The organism is Acinetobacter sp. RRD8, assembly GCF_031844225.1.
Taxonomy (GTDB): domain Bacteria; phylum Pseudomonadota; class Gammaproteobacteria; order Pseudomonadales; family Moraxellaceae; genus Acinetobacter.
The window spans coordinates 51713-74958 of the sequence record NZ_JAUZUU010000010.1; the positions used below are offsets into that span (position 1 = coordinate 51713).

Below are 23246 nucleotides of genomic sequence, written 5' to 3' on the forward strand. Positions count from 1 at the left end.
TTATAATTCTAAGAAAATACCAACTATCATATTCTGAAATATAAAAGAGTCTTCTTTGCTCATTTTGTTGAATAAATCATCATGTCGGTTCTTGATACGTAAATAAAAATCTCATTATCAGCTTACCAATTTTTCATTTTTACTCGCCAGCGTGAGTTATTTTTCTGCTAAATAAGTATGAATAATGATATCGACCGGATGCTGTTCACCATTAATACAATGAATTGTATTTTCCGAAATTTTCAGAATCGGCCAGGTAATCAGGTGGCAATTTTCACGTTGTAGGGCAGCATAATAATGATCTGATTTCAGATAAATTTTACGGGAAGATGCAAGATTTGGCATTAACTGGCGTCTTAGCCACAAATTCTGCACCTGATTTTCTAAAAACCGCAGAGAGAGTAGACTTTTAATGCGGTTGTTAAATAAGCGACGATTTTTACCAATTAGTGGATGATTAATAATCCGTTGCAGAATTCGGTCGGAACCAGGCAATACAAAAGCGGGATTAATCTGGAAAACTTTCACCGAACGGGCATATTGACTGATTTTATCCAGCTGGCTCACGGTAAACTGATCCGTGCCAATAATCGCAATATCTTTATCTGCATAATCCAATTCTAACAGTTCGGAAGAGGGCACTTTAATTCCATTAAACTGCTGAAAATGTTCGGGGCGATTTTCAAAAATACCAGCGTGTGGATCCTGCTTGGTAGACATTAGAATTCCTTGAATTTATTTAATAATTAATTTTCTTTGTATGAGATATAAACAAAAACTCAAGCCAGGGTAAAGTGAAAAATTTAACTTAGACAGTCATCTATTTGACCAAAATATAAAATCTGATTTTGTTGAGGCTGAATGGGTTTACAGGCGATCCAAAAAGAATGAATTTTAACTTGCTGAGATGGATGAAGGAAATGAAGTGTTCGTTCAAAGAAGAGGCTGTTTAATGGAGGAGGTCGATAGAAATGATTTTACTGGGATGTTTCTTTTAGTCATTTATCTTTAAAGGTGAAAAAACATCTACCCATTGCTGAGAATAGGTAGATGCAGCTTTCATTTACAGACCGTTTTTAATTTGCATCAACAGCTCAAAGTTGTGCAGACGTTTGTCAGTGTCATAGATGTCACAAGTAAAGATAAACTCATCCACGTCATATTTGGCTAAAAGCGATGCCAGACCGGCTTTAACGGTTTCTTTGGAACCGACCTGAGCCATGGCAAAGAAATTATCGACTGACATTTTTTCCGGCGGCGACCACAGACCTTCCATCGAATCAATAGGTGCTTTAAGTTTTAGGCTTTGCCCACGAATCAGTGATAAAACCCGCTGATAGGCACTGGTCGACAGATATTGTGCTTCTTCATCGGTATCTGCGACACAGGTCGGTACGCCCATCGATACATAAGGACGATCGAGATATTCAGACGGTTCAAAGTTTTCACGATATAATTGAATGGCCTGACCCAGCATACGCGGGGCAAAATGCGAAGCGAAGGAATAAGGTAGGCCGAGTTTTGCTGCCAATTGCGCACTAAACAGACTGGATCCTAATAACCATACAGGTACATGCGTGCTTTGACCCGGCGTTGCCACAATACGCTGTCCTGGAATTGGATCTTTAAAATATTGCAGAATTTCCAGAACATCCTGCGGAAATTGATCTTCGGTTTCCTGACGGCCACGACGCAGGGCACGCATGGTCATTTGATCTGTACCGGGTGCGCGGCCCAGACCCAGTTCAATCCGGTCCGGATAGAGCGTCGCCAATGTGCCGAACTGTTCAGCCACGACCAGCGGTGCATGGTTGGGCAACATAATTCCGCCAGAGCCTAAAGTTAAGGTTTTGGTATTCGCCAGTAAATAGCCTAAGAGAACTGCAGTTGCTGAACTGGCAATACCATCCATATTATGATGTTCTGCCAGCCACATCCGGCGATAACCCAATTTTTCTGCTGTTTGGGCAAGTTCCAGCGCATGGTTCAGCGCGAATTGAATGCTCTTGTCGTCACGAACAGGAACCAGTTCGAGTATAGAGAACTGGGTATCGTTAAGCGTACGCATAGTATTACTCTTAAATAAACATCTCTAAAAGCATACGACTTTAGAATGTATTTGTATATCGAAAAAAATCGATATAAGTGTAAACCAAAAGATAAAGATAAAAAATAAAGGCAAAAAAATAAGCATCCGAAGATGCTTATAAAGGAGGAAAGAATAAGGGGAGAGAATCTTAACGACGACGGTTGTTATAGCGATAATCGTTATAACGGTAGTTACGAGAAGAGTTATAGCGACGTTCGCTGCGGTCATCATAACGACGGTCTTCGCTAACTTTTTTACCTAAAGCTGAACCACCTGCTGAACCCAGTGCCGCACCGATATAACCACCGTTAGTGCCTGCCATGTTTCGGCCAACTGCATAACCTGCACCGCCACCTAAAGCACCACCGATAATCGCACCATTACGGTCACGTTTATTTGCCGCTACTGCGGCACCCGCACCGCCACCAATCGCTGAACCGATTGTTGCACCAGTGGTACCGCCCATCTTATTACCTACTGCAGCACCAACAACCCCACCTAGTGCAGAAGCTAAAGCTGTATTGGTTGTATTGCCTGCATTGGCAGCTGTCATACCCATGGCTGAGGTTGCTACAACAGCGATCATTAGAGATTTATAGTTCATGAGGACACCTTCTATATATCTAGCTATATTTTGTTGATGAGATAAATTTAATCTAGCAAGCGCCAAACAGCATGGAGGCAATGTTGGCGAATTGTGATTTTTATCTCCTTAATTTATTCATGATGTGGGCAGGATAATTCCATGTATTAATTGAAAATTCACGTAGTAAAGCAGCAATAAAAAAAGCACCAAAAGGTGCTTTTTATGTTAAATGTAGCGTCTAGTCTAAACTGCCTGAACGCAAATTAACGGTAACGTTTTTTCCAGTGTTTAGAGCGTTTTTCCACTGCTTTATCTTTGGCAATCTTGTTACCCAGTGCCGCACCACCGGCAGCACCTAAGGCTGAACCGATATAACCACCGTTAGTACCGCCCATATTTTTACCTACGGTATAACCGGCACCGCCACCTAGGGCACCACCAATGGCAGATTCAGTACGGTTTTTCTTGCTGCTTGCAACTGCTGCACCGCCAGCACCACCTAAAGCAGCACCAATGGTTGCGCCGGTGTTACCGCCCATGTTTTTACCTAATGCTGTACCTGCAACACTACCTAAAGCACTTGCTGCTGCAACACGCGCTGTACTGTCGGCATGTGCGTTTACGGTCATCATTGAACCAGCAGCTAAAACTGTACTCATTAAAAGTGCGTTGAGTTTCATGTCATCACTCCGTGTCCATCAACAGGACTGTAATTATTTCGATGCGGAAAATGTAACAAATCATGCCCAAAACAATATGAAGATGTTTCTTCATAATTCCCTGCTTTATTTGGCGAATTGTAAAATCGGCAAGAAATAAGAATAAGATCGACTATAAAAAAGGCAATTCCACTGTTTTTAATCATATTTGTTAACAAATGCTGTAGAGCACGAATGATAGCAACGCGGACTTACTCAATAATGATGTTCATTAGAAGCCAGAGTCGTTAAACTAGGCGCAATTTTTTGATTTCGCTGTGCTAAATCGGTTTTTAGTCCCAGCCTATGTTTGAGATTTTTTAGAAAATGAAAGAATCGTTACGTTTACGATTAGACCAACTCTCTGACCGCCATGAAGAATTGACCGCATTACTGGCTGATGTAGAAGTCATTTCTGATAATAAGCGCTTCCGTCAATTGTCACGTGAGCATAATGACTTAACAGAAATCACCAATGTCTGGACCAAGTACAGACAGGCTGAAGAAGACATTGAAACAGCTCAGGCCATGCTGTCAGATCCGGACTTTAAGGAAATGGCGCAGGAAGAAATTAAAGAGAATAAAGCTTTAATTGAATCGCTTGAAGCAGACTTGAACATCTTGATGATTCCGAAAGATCCGAATGATGCCAACTCGGCTTATCTTGAGATTCGTGCCGGAACCGGCGGCGATGAAGCTGCGATTTTCTCAGGCGATTTATTTCGTATGTATAGTAAATATGCGGAAAACCAAGGCTGGCGTATTGAAATCCTCTCTGAAAATGAAGGCGAACATGGTGGCTATAAAGAAGTCATCTGCCTGATTAATGGTGACGGGGTTTACGGTCGTCTAAAATTTGAAAGTGGTGCGCATCGTGTACAGCGTGTACCAGCGACCGAATCACAAGGCCGTGTGCATACCTCAGCATGTACCGTTGCGATTCTTCCTGAAATTGATGTCGATACCTCGGTTGAAATCAATTCATCCGATTTGCGGATTGATACGTATCGTGCTTCAGGTGCAGGCGGTCAGCACGTTAACAAAACCGATTCTGCAGTACGTATTACCCACATTCCAACTGGCACAGTGGTGGAATGTCAGGAAGAGCGTTCACAGCATAAGAACAAGGCCAAAGCGATGGCACTGCTGGTATCACGTTTGGAAAATGCCAAACGTGCAGCAGCAGATGCAGCAACCTCGGAAATGCGTCGTGACCTGGTGGGATCGGGTGATCGTTCGGAACGTATCCGTACCTATAACTATCCGCAAGGTCGTATGACCGATCACCGCATTAACCTGACTTTATACAAGCTGGATGCCGTGATGGAAGGTGATTTGACCGAATTGCTGGATAGTCTGCACCGCGAATATCAGGCGGATCAGTTGGCCATGCTTGCACAGCAGAATGGTGGATAATGAATATTTTACAAGCGCTGGCTTTACGCGGCGAAGCTGAAAGTTACGAACGTCAGGAAAATGCCTGGTTACTGGAACACATCACCAAGATTGATTCATTTGATCTACTGATGAAAAAGGATCAGGAATTAACGCCTGAACAGGAACAGGTGTATAAAGACGGGTTGGCGCGTATTGCTGCTGGCGAGCCTTTGGCTTATGTCACTGGTTCACAGCCATTCTGGACTTTGGACCTCAAAGTGACCAAAGATACCTTGGTGCCACGTCCGGATACTGAAGTACTGGTTGAGACGGTATTGAAGTTAGACCTGCCTGAAGATGCCCGTGTAGTAGATTTGGGTACAGGTACTGGCGCAATTGCCTTATCACTGGCATCTGAACGTTCTAACTGGACAGTAACGGCTTCCGATATCTACGAGCCTACGCTTGAGGTGGCGAAATATAATGCGGAACAACATGATATTGAGAATGTAGAATTCGTTCTAGGTTCATGGTTGAAACCATTTGGCCGTCAATTCTTTGATGCCATTGTATCGAATCCACCCTATATCGACCCTGATGATGTGCATATGCAGAATCTGGCGACTGAACCGGAACGTGCGCTGGCGGCAGATAAAAAGGGGCTGGCCGATATTGAAATGATTATTCTGCAAGCCAAGAAGCATTTGACCGTGAAAGGTTGGGTGGTGCTTGAGCATGGTTATAATCAGGCAGACGCCGTACAACATCTATTTAAACAGGCGGGTTATAAGCAAGTCCGCACGGTTAAAGATTATGGCGGGAATGATCGCGTAACTTTGGGTCAATGGCCACATTAATCTGTCATCTATCTTTATAAAAAAGCGACCGATGTGGTCGCTTTTTTATTGGATTTTTTCTTTATAAATTCCTGACTGCATCTGAAACCTTAAGTATTTTGAATGACATGACGCCAACGCAGTATAACTAAAAACAAAAAAGCGATGCATCTGCATCGCTTTTTGGAGTTGGCTCAATTTAAACCGGATAGTCTTGCAGACCATCATAGACTTCGACCTGATCCAGGCTACCTGTTTCCATTGCCAGACAAAGTGCTACAACTTTCACGGTATCTGCCAGATATTGTTCATCTTTAAGCGCAATACCTTGTTGCAGGGCGACAATACGATCTGCCGGAATCTCTAGGGCTGCCGCAGTTTCAGTTGCATCAACACGGTTAAAGAACTGAACGACAACATCTTTAAGTGCTGAGTCAGAGGCATTTAAAATACCTTGATTAAGTTGTTCAGAGATTTGATCAGCTGAATGAAGTAAAGCATTGGTGAAGTTTTGAACAAGATTCTGTTCAAGGACATCAGTCATCTTTAACATGAAAATACCTTCAACTTAGGAGAGAATTTGGGAGTATAGCCAATAGCAAAGTGCTATAAATTGAGTGAAAAATAATCTATTCTTGGGCGGATTGCAAAGCTTTCTGGATGACTGTGTAGTCCTGCTAATATATGTTTTAGGACTTGAAATATATAACTCTAATAAAACTAGTGGTTTAGATTGTAAGCATGTTGAATTAAGATTTTTAGAGTCTAAGTTTATATAAATTATCGAATGCTATTTTGCCGATAGGCGCCTGGACTGACTCCTGTCCATTTCTTAAATGCACGATGAAAGGCACTCGGTTCCTGAAAGTTGAGCTGATCACTGATTTCTTGCAAACTTTGTTCAGTCCGGGTCAATAACTCGATTGCGGTATCGCGACGTATCTCGTTTTTTAATTGCTGGTAACTGACACCTTCGCTTTTTAAACGCCGTTGCATGGTAGCTTCAGACATATTCATTTTTAAGGCAAGTTCATTTAGCTCTAGCCATTCTGAAGGTGCAACTTGCAGTAGTTGTCTGCGAATCTGGGTACTGAGTGCATAAGGATTTTTAAAACGCACCAATAAATTGTGTGGTGTTTGCTGGATAAACTGATACCAGGACTGCGCATCCTGCTTAATTGGCAGTTGCAGATAGCTGGCATCAAACTGCACATAGTTTTCACTGGCCTGATATTCAATCTGTTCACAAAAACGGACTTTATAATCAAAATCATCGGGTGGTGCCGGGCATTTCAATTGGATTTGATTGAGCAAAATCCGTTGTCCGCTTAACCAGCAGATCAAGGTATGAATCAGCATCAGATAAGTCGCATAGCTAAACATGCGTTTGGTTGGTTTTAGGTCATAAATCACGATATAGGCATAGTTTTCTTCAACCATCAGCGTGCTTTGCAGGTCGTCCAAAACCAGATTAAGGAATTGCAAAATGTGTTGTAGTGCTTTTTCTAAGGTGTCGGCTTGCATGACCATTTTTGATAGCAATTTAAAGCTGCCACGGCGCATGGCATGACTGTCCATGCCAAAAAATTCATCATTCATGCTGTCTGCAAGCACGGTCCATAACTGGGCAAACTGGCTGACCGATACGCGTGCCTTGGGCGCATTTAGGACTTCCGCTGGAATATTGGCTTTTTTCAAAATGGCAGCAATGTCAAATTGCAGCCGTTTGGCATCCAGCAAGGCTTCCTTGACCAGATCAATTGAAATCGTGCCTTTGCTATATTCCAGTACAGGCTTATGCATGTTCAATGTGGCATCCTTATTTTCATTGTCCAAATACCTCAGGCAAGATGCAATATTTGGAAATTGTACAGAATAAAAACTCTGTTTACTCTGCATATTAAGTCGTATCTAAAATAGAAAAAAGTTAGGGAATAAAAATGAAAATTCAGGGAAAAGTTATTGTAGTAACAGGCGGAGCATCGGGTTTGGGTGCTGCTACAGCTGTGCATCTGGTTGAGCAAGGTGCCAAAGTGATTCTGGTCGATATGAATCAGGAACAGGGCGCAGCATTACAACAGCAACTCGGTGAGCAGTCTGAATTTGTACAGCTCGATGTGACCGATGAACAGGCAGTAGAAACGTTCTTTGCCCATGTCGAAAATAGGTATGGTCAACTGAATGGCTTGATTAACTGTGCCGGAATTGCACCTTCTGCCAAAGTGCTGGGGCGCAACGGTATCCATGAGTTGGCAATGTTTCAAAAAGTGCTGAATATTAACGTGAATGGCACATTTAATATGCTACGTCATGCAGCAGCCTTAATGGCAAAATATCAGCTGCAATCTGGTGAAGAAGAGCGCGGTGTGATTGTAAATACGGCTTCGGTCGCTGCTTATGATGGTCAAATTGGTCAGACTGCCTATGCGGCTTCTAAAGGTGCAGTAGTCGCAATGACTTTACCTCTGGCACGTGAACTGGCCCGTGAAGCGATCCGTGTCATGACCATCGCGCCGGGCATTATGGAAACTCCGATGCTGAAAGGCATGCCGCAAAATGTCCAGGATGCTTTGGGGCAAATGGTGCCGTTTCCACCACGTCTGGCAAAACCACAGGAATTTGCCCATCTGGTGGGACATATTTTTGAAAATAGTTATTTGAATGGTGAGGTCATTCGTTTGGATGGCGCAATCCGTATGCAGCCTAAATAAGTTTTCGATTTATATAGGACATGATGATTTGCACAGCTACCAATTTCTCATTGAATTTAAATGAATTTGCTTAAGCATGCATTTTCTTTTGAAGGATCAAAAGAAACAAAAATCCTTTGCGAAACTGAAGATACATCCCTGTATCTCAGTTTCGCAGGCGACATCCATGCCGCCTTATCCGACGTGCCAACGATCTCAATAGTAAAAAGCTTGAAGTAAATAAATAGATATAGAAAGGGAAGTTCAATGATTTTAAATGACGAACAAAAAATGATTCAGGACATGATGCGCAATTACTCGCAGCAGAAACTGAAACCGACAGCGGCCTTACGCGACAAAACTGCACAATTCCCTGCACAAGAACTTAAAGAACTCGGTGAGCTTGGCGCATTGGGTATGACAGTGGCTGAAGAATGGGGCGGCGCAGGTCTGGATTATGTGTCACTGGTCTTGGCACTAGAGGAGATCGCCGCAGGTGATGGTGCAATATCGACGATTGTCAGTGTGCAGAATTCTTTACCTTGTGGCATTACCCAGCGTTATGGCACAGAGGAACAAAAACAACAGTATTTAACCAAGCTGGCAACAGGTGAATGGCTCGGCTGTTTCTGCTTGACAGAACCTCAGGCCGGTTCGGATGCCAGTTCGCTGGAGTGTAAAGCCGAACGTGATGGTGATGAATGGGTGTTAAATGGCACCAAGCAGTTTATCACGACAGGTAAACACGCACAGATTGCACTAGTCTTTGCTGTGACTGATAAATCGGCAGGGAAAAAAGGTATTTCATGCTTTCTGGTGCCGACCGATGCACCGGGTTATATCGTGTCACGTCTAGAAGAGAAAATGGGTCAACATTGTTCCGATACCGCGACCATCGTTCTGGATAAATGCCGAATTCCTGCTGCCAACTTGTTGGGGCAGGAAGGTGAAGGTTATAAAATTGCCTTGTCGAACCTTGAATCGGGTCGGATCGGCATTGCGGCACAATCTGTCGGTATGGCGCGGGCTGCACTGGATGCTGCAGTGGAATATGCCAATGACCGTAAAGCCTTTGGTGTAGAAATTGTGCAACATCAGGCTGTGGCGTTCAAGCTTGCAGATATGGCGACACAAATTGAAGCCGCACGTCAGCTCGTTTTGCATGCTGCAACATTAAAAGATGCAGGCTTGGCGTGTTTAAAAGAAGCATCGATGGCAAAACTGTTTGCATCGACTATTGCAGAAAGAGTCTGCTCGGATGCGATCCAGATTCATGGTGGCTACGGTTATGTCTCTGATTTTCCGGTCGAGCGAATTTATCGTGATGTACGAGTGAGCCAGATTTATGAAGGTGCATCAGATATTCAACGACTGGTGATTGCACGTGAAGTATGTCAACGCTGATTTTTTAATTTAAAAAAACAGACTTTGATTGATGTTTAAATCCTGCACTTACTATTGATGGATATGGAAATTGCAGGATTTAACTGAACATGATGATCTAAAGACATACAGTACGAATAATCGAAAAATAAGCCTTATTCATGTTCTAGTCCTAGGGCATGAATGCAGATTTAAAAAAGTATGCTGATGGAATCAGCAGGAACAACAAATACAAATGGACAAACTCAGGCAAGGTCGCCTGAAAAATACAATAGGAAAGAGGTTGTCGTCATGAAGACATTAGAACAGGCATATGCTGATTTTAATTTTGAAAATATGGTTCAGGAACATCTGGTTGGAAACGCAGATAGTATTAATGCTTATACCGAATGCTGTGGTCGCTACCTGGGTCAAAACCGAACTGCACTGATTTGGGAAGGTAAAAATGGAGACGCAGAGCAGTGGACCTTTGAACAGCTGGCCGTGGCTTCAGGACAGCTGGCCAATTATATGCATTCTCTGGGTTTAAAGGCAGGTGACTGTATTGCCGGATTGCTGCCAAGAACGCCAGCACTCTTAATTACCATACTGGCCACCTGGCGGATCGGTGCCATATACCAACCTTTATTTACTGCCTTTGAAAGCAAAGCCATTGAACATCGCATCAGTACCGCTGGCACCCAGTTGATTGTTACTGATGAAGAGCAGCGACTGAAACTTCATGATCTCAATGTCCCTAATATTCTGACTGTGCATCAAACAGCGGCAGATGATTATCAAGATGCTGATTTCTGGACAGCCTTACAGCAGCAACCGGAAGAGTTTGAACCGGTAAATTGCCAGTTTAATGATATTTTCCTGATGATGTTTACTTCAGGTACGACAGGCTTGGCAAAATCGGTTCCTGTGCCTTTAAAAGCCTTGTTGGCCTTTAAAGGCTATATGCTGCACGCGGTAGATCTGCGAGATGAAGATTCCTTCTGGAATCTGGCAGACCCGGGCTGGGCGTATGGACTGTATTATGGCATTGCAGGGCCGCTCAGTTTAGGGCACAGCATCATCATGGATGAACGTGGTTTTAGTGTCGATAATGCCGTACAAATCATTCAAAAATATCAGGTTAGTAACCTGACCGGTTCGCCAACCGCATTTCGCATGTTCTTTGGTTTTAAAGAAAAATTTGATGCAGGCATCAGTTCGCATTTACGCGTGGTAAGCAGTGCAGGTGAGCCGCTCACGCCTGAAGTGATTCAGTGGTTCAATCATGATTTAAGTGTGAATATTTACGATCAATATGGACAGACTGAACTGGGTATGGTGATCGCCAATCATCATGGCTTGGAGCATTATAAAAAAGTTGGTTCAGCCGGTTTTGCTATTCCTGGGCATCGTTTTGCTGTATTGGACAAAGAACATCAGGAAGTAGAAAAAGGCGGGATTGGAACCTTGGCAATTGACTGTGCAGCTTCACCGTTGATGTGGTTTGAAGGCTATGCAGGCCACAACCGCAAGTCATTTGTCGGGCAGTATTATCTCACTGGTGATACCGTGAAGCTGAATGAATATGGCGGTATTGATTTTATTGGACGTGCAGATGATGTCATTACAACCTCAGGATATCGGGTTGGACCTTTTGATGTAGAAAGTACTTTGCTTGAATGTGAAGAAGTGCTTGAATCTGCAGTCGTCGGCAAGCCAGATCCAGAACGTACTGAAATTGTGAAAGCCTTTGTAGTACTTAAATCAGCATATCCAGCCACTGAAGATTTAATGTTAAAATTGCAAAGTTATGTACGTTCACGTTTATCCAAACATGCCTATCCGAAAGAGATTGAGTTTGTGACATCTTTACCGAAGACATCGAGTGGCAAGATTCAGCGCAATTTACTCAAACAGCAGGAAGTTGCTAAACTTCAAGAGATAAAGCGAGTCAGCTAATTTTTCAAAATTCATCTTTTGATTGAATACTAAAAGGCTGCCATGGCAGCCTTTTGGTTTTTTAAGAAATAAATCTTCTACTCAAATTTTAGTTAGATATTGCGTCGATTTTCCCAAGCTTATATTTTTAAGAGAGCAGATTAAGGCAAGCAAAAATTATAATTTTTTATGTCATTACAGTGGAATTACATTGATATTTAAAATTAAATATATCAAAAAATTAGCCTCTTAATTTCAAGAGGCTAAATCTCATTCATTACCAGATATTACTTTGTAGATTCACTTTTTGATGTTCTGCATGCGGTTCGCCCGCTTCACCAGTTACGCCGCCTTTTAAAGCTTTAAAAAGCTGGGTGACTTTGTTGTCTGTCACATTCCAATATTCTGCGCTGATTGCTTCAGCAATCAATACCCGTACGGTAGGATCATCTTTGCCTTCAAACCAGTTTTCAGCCCACGGATTCCACAACTGTTCAATCAGAATGCGGTCAGTACTGATCTGGGCATGTGCACTAATCGACACGTAAATACCATCTGATGGTTTTGCAAAAGACAGACCAATCTGAACACGGCCTGTTTCTGCTGCTTTGACCAGATCATTGGTGTTACGCAGGATGAAATATAAGTTTTGACGTTCATTCATCTGCTCGGAGTTCAGCATGGTCATCGGCTGGGAGTGTATTTCATGTGTGTCGGTTAAATGGCTGATCATGGTGTAACGAACATCCTTGATCAATTCCCATAATTTTTCACGATTATCATGTTGAGTATTGTTATGCTCGGTCATGTATGTTCTCCATACGATTTTATGAAAGCTGAAAAGATTGCTTGGTATTTTCAGATTAATCATATTTAGAGACAGATGCCTTAGGTCTCACTGAACTCATACATTTTCATACTCAAATATAGGCAGAGACTACAGAATTGCTAAACAAGACAGCTCGATTTACAGGGAAATTTAATAACAAAGATTTTAAAAACTTCAGGTCTGACACCTTTTATAAGTTAGAAAAAGCTGTTTGCCGGAACCATTGAATTGAGGTGATTCAAAAAATCTTGCCAAGCCATAGCCGCTGCATCTTGATACCGAGCGTTTAGCTGATATGCTAGTTGCCATCAACGATGGCCGAACCATTTATTGATGTGCTGTGAATTGAATGTGAGATTGATATTCCAGAGATTTATCAGTCCTTAAAAAATTCAGTAAAGCTAATTTTTGCGATCATTGTTAAAAATTTTCGAAACAAGGAAAGACGTTGTCTACATTTAACATGGATGCCATATCCCCAGAATTCGAACTCACCGATGCTGAACTGCATCTGTATAGCCGTCAGATTCTTCTGGATGGCTGGGATATTGATGCGCAGGAGCGACTGAAATTTTCTAATGTCTGTATTATTGGTTGTGGCGGAATTGGCTGTGCACTGGCAGAACTTCTGGCGCGCGCAGGTGTAGGGAAAATCACCCTGATCGATCCAGATACTATCGAGATGAGTAATTTACAGCGACAACTGGCATTTATGCCGCAGGATATTGGATTTTATAAGGCAGAAACTCTGGCCAAAAGACTGGGCCAGATTAATCCGAATGTACAAGTTGAATATATCAATCAGGCTTTAACGGCTGAGAATGCAGTAAGTGTGATCGAGCATCAGGATCTGGTATTGGATGGCTGTGATCAGTTTGCCACACGCTATCTGGTCAATCACATTTGCGTGGAGCTGAATGTGCCCTTATTGAGTGCCTCTGCGATTGGCTTGCAAGGCCAGCTGTTTATGGTCGAAGGGGATTCCGCCTGTTATGCCTGCCTGTTTCCGCCAGAAAATCAGGCCGATGAAAGTCTGCGCTGTGCAGACTCCGGTGTACTGGCGACCACCCCGAATGTGATGGCCAGCTTGCAGGCACATCATGCCTTGTTATATCTGGGATTGGGCCAGATGCCACTTCGACAAAAGCTGTTGTTGTGGGATGGACTGAGTTTTAAGCAGCGGATTCTCGCTTTCGAAAAAGATACAGATTGCCCAATCTGTCAGGCAAGATAAGCCTGCAAAGTGAATTTTTTTTGCTACACTGCGTGTAATTAATTTTTCCTAAGACATTATGAAAAACAATATCTGGTTAGATGGAATACGTTCAGTTGCCCGTATGGGAGAAACAGCGGTCGTTGCGGCCAAGGCGGGCATTAAGTATGCCACTGAAAAGCCAAGCAATGCCAAGCTCATGCGTGAAACTTTCGAATCTTTGGGTTCGACCTATATCAAGCTGGGGCAGTTTATTGCCAGTACGCCGTCGCTGTTTCCACGTGAATACGTTGAAGAATTTCAGGGCTGTCTGGATCAGACTCCACGCTTGCCGTTTAGCTATATCCAGCAAGTGTTGGCTTCTGAATTTGCAGGACGTAACCTGGATGAAATCTTTGAATCGATTGATGAAACGCCATTAGCCTCTGCATCTATTGCACAGGTGCATGCGGCCAAACTGGTGTCTGGCGAAGATGTCGTGATTAAAGTACAAAAACCGGGCGTAGAAACCATTTTGTACACTGACTTGAATGTGCTGCATTGGGCAACCAAGTTGCTGGAAAAAGCAGTCCCGAAAGTTAAGTTTGCTTCACTGGCTGACATTGTCGAAGAAATCAAAACCCGTATGGTGCGTGAAGTCGATTTTATCGAAGAAGCCCAGAATCTGGATGATTTTGTTAATTACCTGAATATCACCAACAATCAGGCAGCCACTGCACCTAAGGTTTATCATCAATATTCAACCCGTCGTGTGCTCACCATGCAGCGTTTATACGGTGTGCCTTTGACAGATTTTGAAGTGGTCAAAAAAGTATCCAAAGATCCATCTCAAGTACTTATCACTGCGATGAATACCTGGTTTGGCAGCTTGATGATGTGTAACAGTTTCCATGCCGATCTGCATGCAGGCAACCTGATGCTACTTGAAGATGGCCGTGTCGGTTTTATTGATTTCGGTATTGTCGGTCAGCTCAAGCCTGAAGTATGGACTGCCTGTATGACATTTATGGATTCATTGCAACATACCAATTATGAGCTGATGGCGCAAAACATGCTGAAAATGGGCATGACTGCTGTGCAGATTGACACCAAAGTCTTGGCTGCTGATCTGGAACGTTTATTTAGCGGTGTATTGATGGCGGATCCGCAGGAATTGTTAACGTCCAACCCTGCTGACCTGAACGATATCATGATGGATATGGTGGCTGTGGGTGAACGTCATGGCATCCGGTTCCCGCGCGATTTTGCCTTGCTGTTCAAGCAAATGCTGTATTTCGACCGTTTCATGCGAATTCTTGCGCCGTATACCGATATCTATGCCGATCAGCGTTTGCAAATGGTGCAAAGCATGGATCCGAATCTGCTGTTAAAGCATTAATTTAATCCCTCCCGACCTCCCTTTCTAAAGGGAGGAGTTTCTCATTGCTTGATAAAGTAGAAGCGATAAAAGTCCCTCTTTATAAAAGAGGGATTTAGGGAGATTAGTTGTAAATATCATATTCTCGAGCAATCCAATGGACGCCATTATTATTGAAGGTTTAAAAGTTGAGACAGTCGTTGGCTGCTTTAACTGGGAGCGTCAAATTATTCAGCCTTTAATGCTGGATTTGATCATTCAAACCGATTTAGAACAGGCATCAAACTCAGATGCACTTGCAGATACGTTGAATTATGCAGAAATTTGTGAGATTTCCAGTAAAGTCATTCAAGACGCCAAGCCTGAATTGATTGAACATGCAGCAAAATTAGTGCTGAATGCACTTTTTACTACCTTTACAGCAATTGAATCGATTAATATTACGATCCGTAAGCCTGCCATTATCGCGCAAGCCAATTCTGTAGGGATACGTCTTGAACGCCACCGAAACGATTTTCGCCCTAGCATTAGCGAGTAATTGTCATCCTCAGCAACATTTTCAAGCTGCACAGCAACGTATTTCTGAATGGGGAGAAGTTCAGTTTTCTCCCATTTATATGATTCCTTGCCGCGATGGCATCGGCGCAGATTACTGGAATGCAGCGTGTTTATTGCGAAGTTCGGTGTCCAGTGAGGAGATGATTGAGTTGCTCAAACAGCTGGAACAGGCATCAGGGCGAGTACGTCCATCCCATCAGATTACTTTGGATGTTGATTTGATTGCCTGGGGATCAGATCTTCAACATATGCAGTTCAATGAAAAAAAATTGCCCTTGGCTCTGGATGTGAAAGTGCCCATGTTTGATGTTTGGCATGATGCCATGTTTGAACATGGATCACATAGCTTTCCAACAGTTGAACAGCTGATTTGAATCAAATCACCTAATTTTCTGCTAATACAATTTATCTAGTACGAATGGTTAACCAGCCTGATCAAACAAGATCAGGCTTTTGTATGATGCAGTTTTTTGTTTTTATATGAAAAAAAAATTCAGATAAGATGAGATGCTTAGGTTTAGAACTCATTTAAAAATGAAAATATTGGAAATTGTGGTTTCGGTCATTTTAATCCTTGGGATTCTTTATGTGATCCAATGGGGATTTCATGGTTTTCCGACGGGAAATTAATATTTGATTGATTTAAAGCTCTGGAATTTATTTTAAGATCAATAAAAATCCTCAAAGTATCAAGAAATGAATCATCGCTCTTTCACTTTTTCTTGTTATAAAAAATGATCAGTAATACGATAATGATCGCCAAGATGGCAAGAATGATCGTAGTTTCCATAACAATACCTCTCAGGCATAAATCTTAAGTTTTAAGCATCTAAATTAAAACCGAATATATATTAATTAAACTCAAGTTTTGTTAGAGCCGCTAGTTTTTTGAAAAACATTTTTCAGTGATGTTGATAGAAGAACCGCTCAATCCTATTCTGTGTCTAACTAAAAAAATAAACATATATTTAGCCAACAGACACATTAAATAATGATCCGATCCATGCACTGAATAACATGGCGATAATTCCCCAGAGCATGACCCGAACTGCACCTCTCCAGACACTTACTCCACCCGCATAGCTCGCCAGTGCACCCATCATCCCCAAACTTAAAACGCCAATCAGCATGACGCCTTTATCCAGATAGTGTTCCGGTAAAATCATGATTGAAATTAAAGGAAATAATGAGCCTACCGTAAATGCCATGGCGGAAGAAAATGCAGCGAGAAAGGGTTGGGCAGAGGTATGCGCTGAAATACCAATTTCATCCCGGGCATGGGCATCCAAGGCATTATGGTCGGTCAGCTGTTCAGCGACCTGTTGTGCCAAAGCGGGTTCCAGACCTCGTTGTATATAAATCGTTTTGAGCTCATTTAACTCATGCGTGGGATGGCGTTGCAGTTCGCGCTCTTCCATGAGTAGATCATTGGTTTCAATGTCTTGCTGGGATTTAACCGAAATATATTCACCGGCCGCCATTGATGCGGCTCCAGAAATCAATCCGGCAACACAGGTCACCAATAAAATTTCTGTGGATGCTCCACTGGCTGCAATACCCACCACCAGACTGGTGACCGAAATAATCCCGTCATTTGCCCCCAGTACAGCTGCACGAAGCCAGCCCGCGCGTTCGATATAATGTTTTTCAAGATGGTATGAATGGCGCACAATGAAGCCCCTTTTTTATTATCATCATGATTATATTAAATTTAAGTCATGTATAGATAGTAGGATTGAATCGATCTGAAAATTATCTTGAATGATCAGCTCATCGTGCGCTTGGCTGAGCATTTTATCAATCCAAGATAAAATCGAAGTGAGATTCATAATTTCAAGAAATCAGACGCACTTGATACATAATTGATTTACGAATGGTAAAAATGACTAAAGCAAATCAAACATATCGAACAAAATAATAGCTGAGTGAGTTGGTTTAAAAAGAGAATTATCATGAAAGAAAAACATGAAAGCCATAAATGCTTGGTATGCGGCAAGCACTTTCTTCTGAAAAATCTCACCCCGATGGGAACAGTCAGACAAGTCATTACCGAAGAGATTGCCAAAGATATTCCAGGCTGGACACCGCAAGATTATATTTGCCAGGCAGATTTAACCCAGTACCGTATACAGTATGTACATTCATTATTAAGTTCGGAAAAGGGTGAAGTGACTGATCTTGAGTTTGAAGTGATTGATAGCATGCATCAGCATGAACTGATCACCAAAAATGTGGAAACGACCTTAGAGCAAAAGTGGACCTTGGGAGAAAGGCTCGCCGATAAAATTGCAACTTTTGGTGGAAGCTGGACCTTTTTGATTTGTTTTGCAATCTTCTTGGGCCTGTGGATTACGATAAATACTGTGGTGATGGTGACACAACCTGCCGATCCTTATCCATTTATTCTGTTGAATTTAATTCTGTCCTGTCTCTCGGCGATTCAGGCACCTATTATTATGATGAGCCAGAACAGACAGGAAGCAAAAGACCGCTTACGTTCGCAAAATGATTATCAGATCAACTTAAAAGCCGAACTGGAAATTCAGCATTTGCATGAAAAATTAGATCATCTGTTGCTGCATCAATGGGAACGGTTGGCGCAAATTCAGGAAATCCAGCTGGACCTGCTTTCTGAAATGAGCAAAAAAGATTAAAGGATGCTGTGGGGGACTCTCTATTATTTTATAGAGCTTATAAGTAATAAGATCGCTATATGCCTTGAGTTACTATTATCTCGCTCAAGATTTGACACATATTAAAAAGCCCACAAATGAGTGGGCTCAAACTGAAACCGTCTTATTTAAATAAAATAACTGGTTTTGGTCATCAACTTGGAAATGCCGGTCATGGCGATCTTGACTGGAACGGGTAAATCTACACCGCCAGCGTTTAAAGCTGTATCCCGATGATGCAGTTCATCTTCATTCATCTGTTCCAAGATACGACGAGAACGTTCATCCTGCGGTGGCAACTGACTAATATGATGTTGTAAATGCATGCTGACTTGACGTTCTGTTTCAGCCACAAAACCCAGACTGTATTTATCGCCTGCGATCCCGGCAATTGCACCCATACCGAAGGAAAGACCGTACCAGACCGGATTGAGCAGACTGGTATGGCTATCCAGTTCTTTTAAGCGGTCTTCACACCAAGCCAGGTGATCCTGTTCTTCAATCGCTGCCTGTTCCATTTCGCGACGCACATTCGGGAGTTTCGCCGTCATGGCCTGACCATGATACAGCGCCTGTGCACAGACTTCACCACTATGATTGACCCGCATTAAACCTGCCACATGACGTGCATCACTGACCGTTAACTGCGTTTCTACCGGTTGGGCCGGATTCTCACGTTGTGCTGAGGTCGTGCCCGGGACTAGACTGCGTAATGCCTGGTCAAAAGAGTGAATCAGTTTATCGAGACCTGTATATTGACGCATGAATTAATCCTCCAAGGGCGCTTTTGCAGTTTTGATCATTGGTTTCAGCCGGTAAAGTAGCCAGAGAGTAAACAGGCCGCTTAATACTGCGGTAATACAAAAAAGTATTTTAAGATCAAGCTCTAGAACACTTAAAATAATAATCGAGAATATAGCAGAAGATACCATGAAAACGGCATTCAGAATGTTATTTGCTGCAACCACACGCGCACGATGTGAGCGGGGAGAATGCGCCTGCATCATGGCATACAGCGGTACAATATAAAAACCGCCGCTAATTCCAAGTAAGGTGACGGCCAGCATCACATGATAATAGCTCCAGCCTTGCTGAAAGACATCTGCCAAGCCGATTAATGCACCTGTACGCTCCGGAACAAAGGCCAGACTCGCGGCCAGATACAGGGCAAAGATCACCAGACCGATCGCGCCAAAAGGCACCATCTTGATATTGACCTGGCTGCCACCAATTTTACGGCATAAGTATGAACCCAGACCAATTCCGACAGAAAAAAAGGTTAAGAGCAGACTGGCGACATTTTCAGATGCATGCAGATTTTGTAATGTCAGCTGAGGAATCTGGGTCAGATAGGTTGCACCATAAAACCAGTACCATGAGTTGCCCAGTAAAATGGTAAAAATCAGAGGTAAGCTTTTGGCATATTTCAAGGTCTGCAAGCTGGTGCGGAAGAAATTCCAGTCAACTTGCAGCTCAGGCGCGGGAATACTTTGTTTCAGGATATAGCGACTGGATATATAACCAATCAAGGCGATGCTGATGACGGTTAAACTGATCCAGATCAGGTTGCCGGCGGAAGCTGCAATGACTGCACCGCCCAGAATCATACCGAATAGGATTGCCAGAGAAGTTCCGGACTGAAACAGGGCATTGCCGGACATCAGTTCATTCGGTTTCAGGACTTCAGGTAAAATCGCATATTTGATCGGGCCAAAGAAAGTGGAATGGGTGCCCATCAGGAACAGGGCAAATAACAGAATCCATAAATTGCCCATGAGGAAACCGACAGTTCCCAGCAACATAATGGCAATTTCCAGAAGCTTGAGATAGCGAATCAGCTGTGAACGTTCGTATTTGTCGGCAATCTGACCGGCCGTGGCTGAAAAAATAAAATAGGGCAAGATAAACAGTAAAGCCGCCAGATTATTTAAAGTGCTGATGCTGGCCGATTGCTGTTGAATCCAGCCATAAGTAATGACCAGCAGTAACGCCTGTTTAAATACATTATCGTTTAATGCACCAAAAAACTGCGTCAGAAACATCGGTAAAAAGCGCCGAGAAGCTAACAAATGTTCATTTTTGTTCATATAGGCCGTGCTACATTAAGTTTTATTAAGAAATGTCAGTTATGCGTAAACATTGAGAAAAATCATGTAAGATACTTTCAGCCATGTAAAGGTAAAAACCAATTAATTAAGCTCCTTAGCTTATATTTTTCGGTCAAATAATCAATTAAAGAATGTATTCGTTTAGAGTTTGCTATGCCTGCAAAGAAAAATTTTAAAAAAACGATGCTAAATCGCAGTATGGGGCCTCTCATACCACAGCATAGTGGTATGCAGCTGTGTATGAGCATCTTTTTTATGATGTTATCCCATCAGAGCATGGCACAAACCGAACAGCCCGAAACACCTGTGGCCATTTCTCAGGCAGAAATGGTGGACGAGCTATCCAAAGAAGCGATTCGTCAGGGAGTGGCCACGTCCGAAACGGAAGCGGAAGAAAAAATCGAAGAAGCCTTGGAGCCTGAAGTTCCAGTGGACAGCATGTTGATGCTGGAACAACAGCAAAATGCAGGATCTGGTCTGGGTGAATTTACGCCGATCGAGTTTGATGATCTGGAAGATCTGCCAGTACAGACTATTGATCAGAACATGGCCAATGAAATTTACCAGATAGCTGAGCAAGCCAAACAGGAAGCACAAAATTATCGCAATAACCAGACCACTGAAACAGTGGTGGCAGATATTAGCCAGCAGGAACTGCTGGAAATTAATCAGGCACCGGTGAATGTCGATCAGTTGATGCAATCGATTCAGGCAGACAGCAAGATTATTGTACAAAATAATGAAGCCGGATTGACCTTGCCAGAAGTGCCAGGTCAGCTTGTCGCTGAGGATGATAAACGTCCGAATCTGTTTAAACGACTATTTTATAAAATCCGTCCTCCACGTCAGATCATGACCGCAAGAGTTCCTCGAATTAGTGCCGATGTGGTGATCATGAATGGGCAAGGTGTTGCGCAAAGCAACGGTATGCTGAATCGTAAAGATGTACCTGAAGGCCATTTGAACTTAAGAAATAATGTTAAAGCCAAATTATCCAGTTTTACTCAGGAGTCTTTTGGTGACTTTAATTCAGCGTTGCCGCAATTACGCACCCTGTCCAGACAGGCAGCGCAGGCGGTGGGCTATTATAATGCCCAGTTCAGGTTTGAAAAAATCTCTGACAGTCGGGTTCGGGTTTTTGTGACCCCGAATGAACCTGTCCTGATTAGCAGTCAAAATATTGAATTTACTGGAGAGGGCGCCGAACAGCCACAATTCCAGGTCATCAGTCTTTTGCCTGAACAGGAAGAAGGCGATATTTTCAACCATGGCAATTATGAAAAAACCAAGACACGCATTACCACAGCAGCCAATAACAACGGTTATTTTGATTCATTCTGGCGTCTGCATGATGTGAAGATTGCCCAGCCACAAAATACTGCCGATGTGAACCTGCGTTTTGAAACGGGTGAACGTTATAAATTAGGCAATGTCGAGTTCAGAATGAGCGATCCTGAAAAGGAATTTCCGCTGGACCGAGACGTACTGGAAAGTCTAGTCACCTGGACAGATGGTGCAGATTATACCTTCTGGCGGGTGAATAGCCTGGCCAATAACCTGACCAACTCACGCTATTTCAACTATACCCTGGTGGATGCGATTCGCCCCGATCCGCTCGATAAAGAGCTGGAACTGGCACCCGATATTCAAAGCCTGATTGAAGAACAGAAACGGACTGAAGATCAGGCTGCTACGATGCAACCAGCTCGCTCAGTATCCTCTTCTCAGGAGGTAACCCAGAATGTCGTAGATGAAGACCAGTTTGCCGGTAGCCGCGATCAGGAAAGTGCAAATTTAAGAACTTTGCGGGTTGAGCAGCAAACCAAAGAGAATGAACAGGATCGTTTAAAAGTACAGGCACGGGAAGAGAAAAAGATTCCAGTGATTGTGACTTTAAATGCAGACCGTTTAAATAGTGCTGAAGTGGGTTTGGGTTATGGCACAGATACCGATATCCGCTTACGTGGTCAATATCGTCGTGCCATTGTGAACAAGCGCGGACATTCGTTTGATGCCAACATGGAGTTATCTGGCATCCGTCAGTCGATTGATGGACGTTATAATATTCCCTATCACCATCCGCTGAATGATTATGTCAGTATTGTGGGTGGTTATGAGCGTGAAGAGCGTGAAGGCGTCGCACAGGGTGAAGGCCTGTTGATTGAATCGGCAGTCTTAGGTGCAGACCGGATTATTAAAAATCCACTGGGTAACTGGCAACGTACTTTTGGCGCCCGTTATCGTCTGGATCGCTTAACACAGGATGGTTCTGTTGATTTTAACCAGATTCCAGAAGCGTTTCGCTTTAATACCGAAGATGAACAGCAATCGCTACTGGTGGGTTATGAAGTTTCACGTACCGAGAGTGATCGTCGGGTCAATCCGACAAAAGGTTTTAAGCAGACCTATAAGATTGAACTGGGCAGTGAGGCTTTACTCTCTGATGCCGATATGGCCATTGTGAATGCAGGTTGGCGGTTTATCTATTCATTGGGTGAAAATGCAGACCATCAGTTTGTGGGTCGTGCCGATGCAGGCTATATCTTTACTGAAGATTTTGCCAAAGTGCCGTATAACCTGAGATATTTTACCGGGGGTGATCAGAGTATCCGCGGTTTTGATTATAAGAGCCTTTCTCCGGAAATTGACGGTTTTAAAGTAGGTGGTCAGGCCTTGGGCGTGGCTTCATTAGAATATAATTATCAGTTTAAGGAAGGCTGGCGTGCTGCGGTCTTTGCAGATGCCGGAAATGCCTATAATAAAGAATTCAGTAATCCGACCGAATATGGCGCGGGTGTGGGTGTGCGTTGGGCTTCACCGATTGGGCCAATACGTATAGATGTTGCGACTGGACTGTCTGATGACAATTATCCGATTCGTTTACATTTCTTTATTGGATCACAGTTATAAAACATCATTTTAAAAAATAGTTA

The 23246-nt window shown here is 43.0% G+C and carries 21 protein-coding genes; 11 read left to right on the forward strand and 10 right to left on the reverse strand.

Annotation, left to right across the window (positions count from 1 at the left end):
• Nucleotides 1-156: 156 nt before the first annotated feature.
• The 4 genes from Q9R24_RS10545 to Q9R24_RS10560 form a co-directional block, all read right to left on the reverse strand.
• Nucleotides 157-720, reverse strand: coding sequence for a flavoprotein (locus tag Q9R24_RS10545; RefSeq protein WP_311204399.1), 564 nt, complete (start codon nt 718-720; stop codon nt 157-159).
• Nucleotides 721-1063: 343 nt separating this feature from the next.
• Nucleotides 1064-2068: an LLM class flavin-dependent oxidoreductase gene (locus Q9R24_RS10550; RefSeq protein ID WP_253158835.1), complete on the reverse strand. Its 1005-nt coding sequence runs from the start codon at nt 2066-2068 to the stop codon at nt 1064-1066.
• 169 nt (nt 2069-2237) lie between these two features.
• Nucleotides 2238-2693 carry a hypothetical protein gene (locus tag Q9R24_RS10555; RefSeq protein ID WP_004278778.1) on the reverse strand — a complete coding sequence of 152 codons (456 nt, stop codon included), beginning with the start codon at nt 2691-2693 and terminating at the stop codon, nt 2238-2240.
• Between the two features lie 245 nt (nt 2694-2938).
• Entirely contained in the window at nt 2939-3355 is a 417-nt protein-coding gene (locus Q9R24_RS10560) for a glycine zipper domain-containing protein (RefSeq protein WP_004278777.1), read from the reverse strand.
• A 345-nt stretch (nt 3356-3700) separates the two neighbouring features.
• Between Q9R24_RS10560 and prfA the strand changes: the two genes are divergently transcribed.
• Nucleotides 3701-4789, forward strand: a complete 1089-nt coding sequence (gene prfA / locus Q9R24_RS10565; protein ID WP_004645400.1) for a peptide chain release factor 1 — start codon at nt 3701-3703, stop codon at nt 4787-4789.
• A complete protein-coding gene (prmC, locus tag Q9R24_RS10570; RefSeq protein WP_311204400.1) occupies nt 4789-5607 on the forward strand; it encodes a peptide chain release factor N(5)-glutamine methyltransferase in 819 nt (272 codons plus the stop codon). The genes prfA and prmC overlap by 1 nt, the downstream gene beginning before the upstream one ends.
• Nucleotides 5608-5785: 178 nt before the next feature.
• Here prmC and Q9R24_RS10575 read toward each other — a convergent pair whose 3' ends face one another.
• On the reverse strand, nt 5786-6139 hold the full coding sequence (locus tag Q9R24_RS10575) for a hypothetical protein (protein WP_311204401.1): 354 nt from the start codon (nt 6137-6139) through the stop codon (nt 5786-5788).
• A gap of 227 nt (nt 6140-6366) precedes the next feature.
• A complete protein-coding gene (locus Q9R24_RS10580) occupies nt 6367-7389 on the reverse strand; it encodes an AraC family transcriptional regulator (RefSeq protein WP_311204402.1) in 1023 nt (340 codons plus the stop codon).
• A 137-nt stretch (nt 7390-7526) separates the two neighbouring features.
• Here Q9R24_RS10580 and Q9R24_RS10585 point away from each other — a divergent pair, with 137 nt between their 5' ends.
• The 3 genes from Q9R24_RS10585 to Q9R24_RS10595 all read left to right on the forward strand — a co-directional run bounded on the left by Q9R24_RS10585 (nt 7527) and on the right by Q9R24_RS10595 (nt 11597).
• Nucleotides 7527-8297: a 3-hydroxyacyl-CoA dehydrogenase gene (locus tag Q9R24_RS10585; RefSeq protein ID WP_311204403.1), complete on the forward strand. Its 771-nt coding sequence runs from the start codon at nt 7527-7529 to the stop codon at nt 8295-8297.
• A gap of 246 nt (nt 8298-8543) precedes the next feature.
• Nucleotides 8544-9680: an acyl-CoA dehydrogenase family protein gene (locus Q9R24_RS10590; RefSeq protein ID WP_311204404.1), complete on the forward strand. Its 1137-nt coding sequence runs from the start codon at nt 8544-8546 to the stop codon at nt 9678-9680.
• 270 nt (nt 9681-9950) lie between these two features.
• Nucleotides 9951-11597 carry an AMP-binding protein gene (locus Q9R24_RS10595; protein ID WP_311204405.1) on the forward strand — a complete coding sequence of 549 codons (1647 nt, stop codon included), beginning with the start codon at nt 9951-9953 and terminating at the stop codon, nt 11595-11597.
• Between the two features lie 256 nt (nt 11598-11853).
• On the opposite strand, the gene Q9R24_RS10600 is transcribed toward Q9R24_RS10595, so the two are convergent.
• The gene (locus Q9R24_RS10600; protein ID WP_311204406.1) at nt 11854-12384 is read right to left on the reverse strand and encodes a pyridoxamine 5'-phosphate oxidase family protein; all 531 of its coding nucleotides are present in this window, start codon (nt 12382-12384) and stop codon (nt 11854-11856) included.
• Between the two features lie 484 nt (nt 12385-12868).
• Here Q9R24_RS10600 and Q9R24_RS10605 point away from each other — a divergent pair, with 484 nt between their 5' ends.
• The 4 genes from Q9R24_RS10605 to Q9R24_RS10620 all read left to right on the forward strand — a co-directional run bounded on the left by Q9R24_RS10605 (nt 12869) and on the right by Q9R24_RS10620 (nt 15907).
• Nucleotides 12869-13639 (forward strand): HesA/MoeB/ThiF family protein, encoded by a 771-nt coding sequence (locus Q9R24_RS10605; protein WP_311204415.1) that lies wholly within the window; start codon nt 12869-12871, stop codon nt 13637-13639.
• Between the two features lie 58 nt (nt 13640-13697).
• Nucleotides 13698-14996, forward strand: a complete 1299-nt coding sequence (locus tag Q9R24_RS10610) for an AarF/UbiB family protein (protein WP_311204407.1) — start codon at nt 13698-13700, stop codon at nt 14994-14996.
• 136 nt (nt 14997-15132) lie between these two features.
• Nucleotides 15133-15513 carry a dihydroneopterin aldolase gene (folB, locus tag Q9R24_RS10615; RefSeq protein WP_004278766.1) on the forward strand — a complete coding sequence of 127 codons (381 nt, stop codon included), beginning with the start codon at nt 15133-15135 and terminating at the stop codon, nt 15511-15513.
• Nucleotides 15470-15907, forward strand: coding sequence for a 2-amino-4-hydroxy-6-hydroxymethyldihydropteridine diphosphokinase (locus tag Q9R24_RS10620; RefSeq protein WP_253147515.1), 438 nt, complete (start codon nt 15470-15472; stop codon nt 15905-15907). The genes folB and Q9R24_RS10620 overlap by 44 nt, the downstream gene beginning before the upstream one ends.
• A 594-nt stretch (nt 15908-16501) precedes the next feature.
• Here Q9R24_RS10620 and Q9R24_RS10625 read toward each other — a convergent pair.
• A complete protein-coding gene (locus Q9R24_RS10625; protein WP_216986122.1) occupies nt 16502-17203 on the reverse strand; it encodes a VIT family protein in 702 nt (233 codons plus the stop codon).
• A 282-nt stretch (nt 17204-17485) separates the two neighbouring features.
• On the opposite strand from Q9R24_RS10625, the gene Q9R24_RS10630 reads away from it, so the two are divergent.
• Nucleotides 17486-18187: a DUF1003 domain-containing protein gene (locus tag Q9R24_RS10630; protein WP_311204408.1), complete on the forward strand. Its 702-nt coding sequence runs from the start codon at nt 17486-17488 to the stop codon at nt 18185-18187.
• A gap of 146 nt (nt 18188-18333) precedes the next feature.
• On the opposite strand, the gene coq7 is transcribed toward Q9R24_RS10630, so the two are convergent.
• Nucleotides 18334-18969, reverse strand: a complete 636-nt coding sequence (gene coq7 / locus Q9R24_RS10635; RefSeq protein WP_005247248.1) for a 2-polyprenyl-3-methyl-6-methoxy-1,4-benzoquinone monooxygenase — start codon at nt 18967-18969, stop codon at nt 18334-18336.
• Nucleotides 18970-18972: 3 nt separating this feature from the next.
• On the reverse strand, nt 18973-20292 hold the full coding sequence (locus Q9R24_RS10640; RefSeq protein WP_005103454.1) for an MFS transporter: 1320 nt from the start codon (nt 20290-20292) through the stop codon (nt 18973-18975).
• A gap of 174 nt (nt 20293-20466) precedes the next feature.
• Between Q9R24_RS10640 and Q9R24_RS10645 the strand changes: the two genes are divergently transcribed.
• Nucleotides 20467-23223 (forward strand): autotransporter assembly complex family protein, encoded by a 2757-nt coding sequence (locus Q9R24_RS10645; protein ID WP_311204409.1) that lies wholly within the window; start codon nt 20467-20469, stop codon nt 23221-23223.
• Nucleotides 23224-23246: the final 23 nt, after the last annotated feature.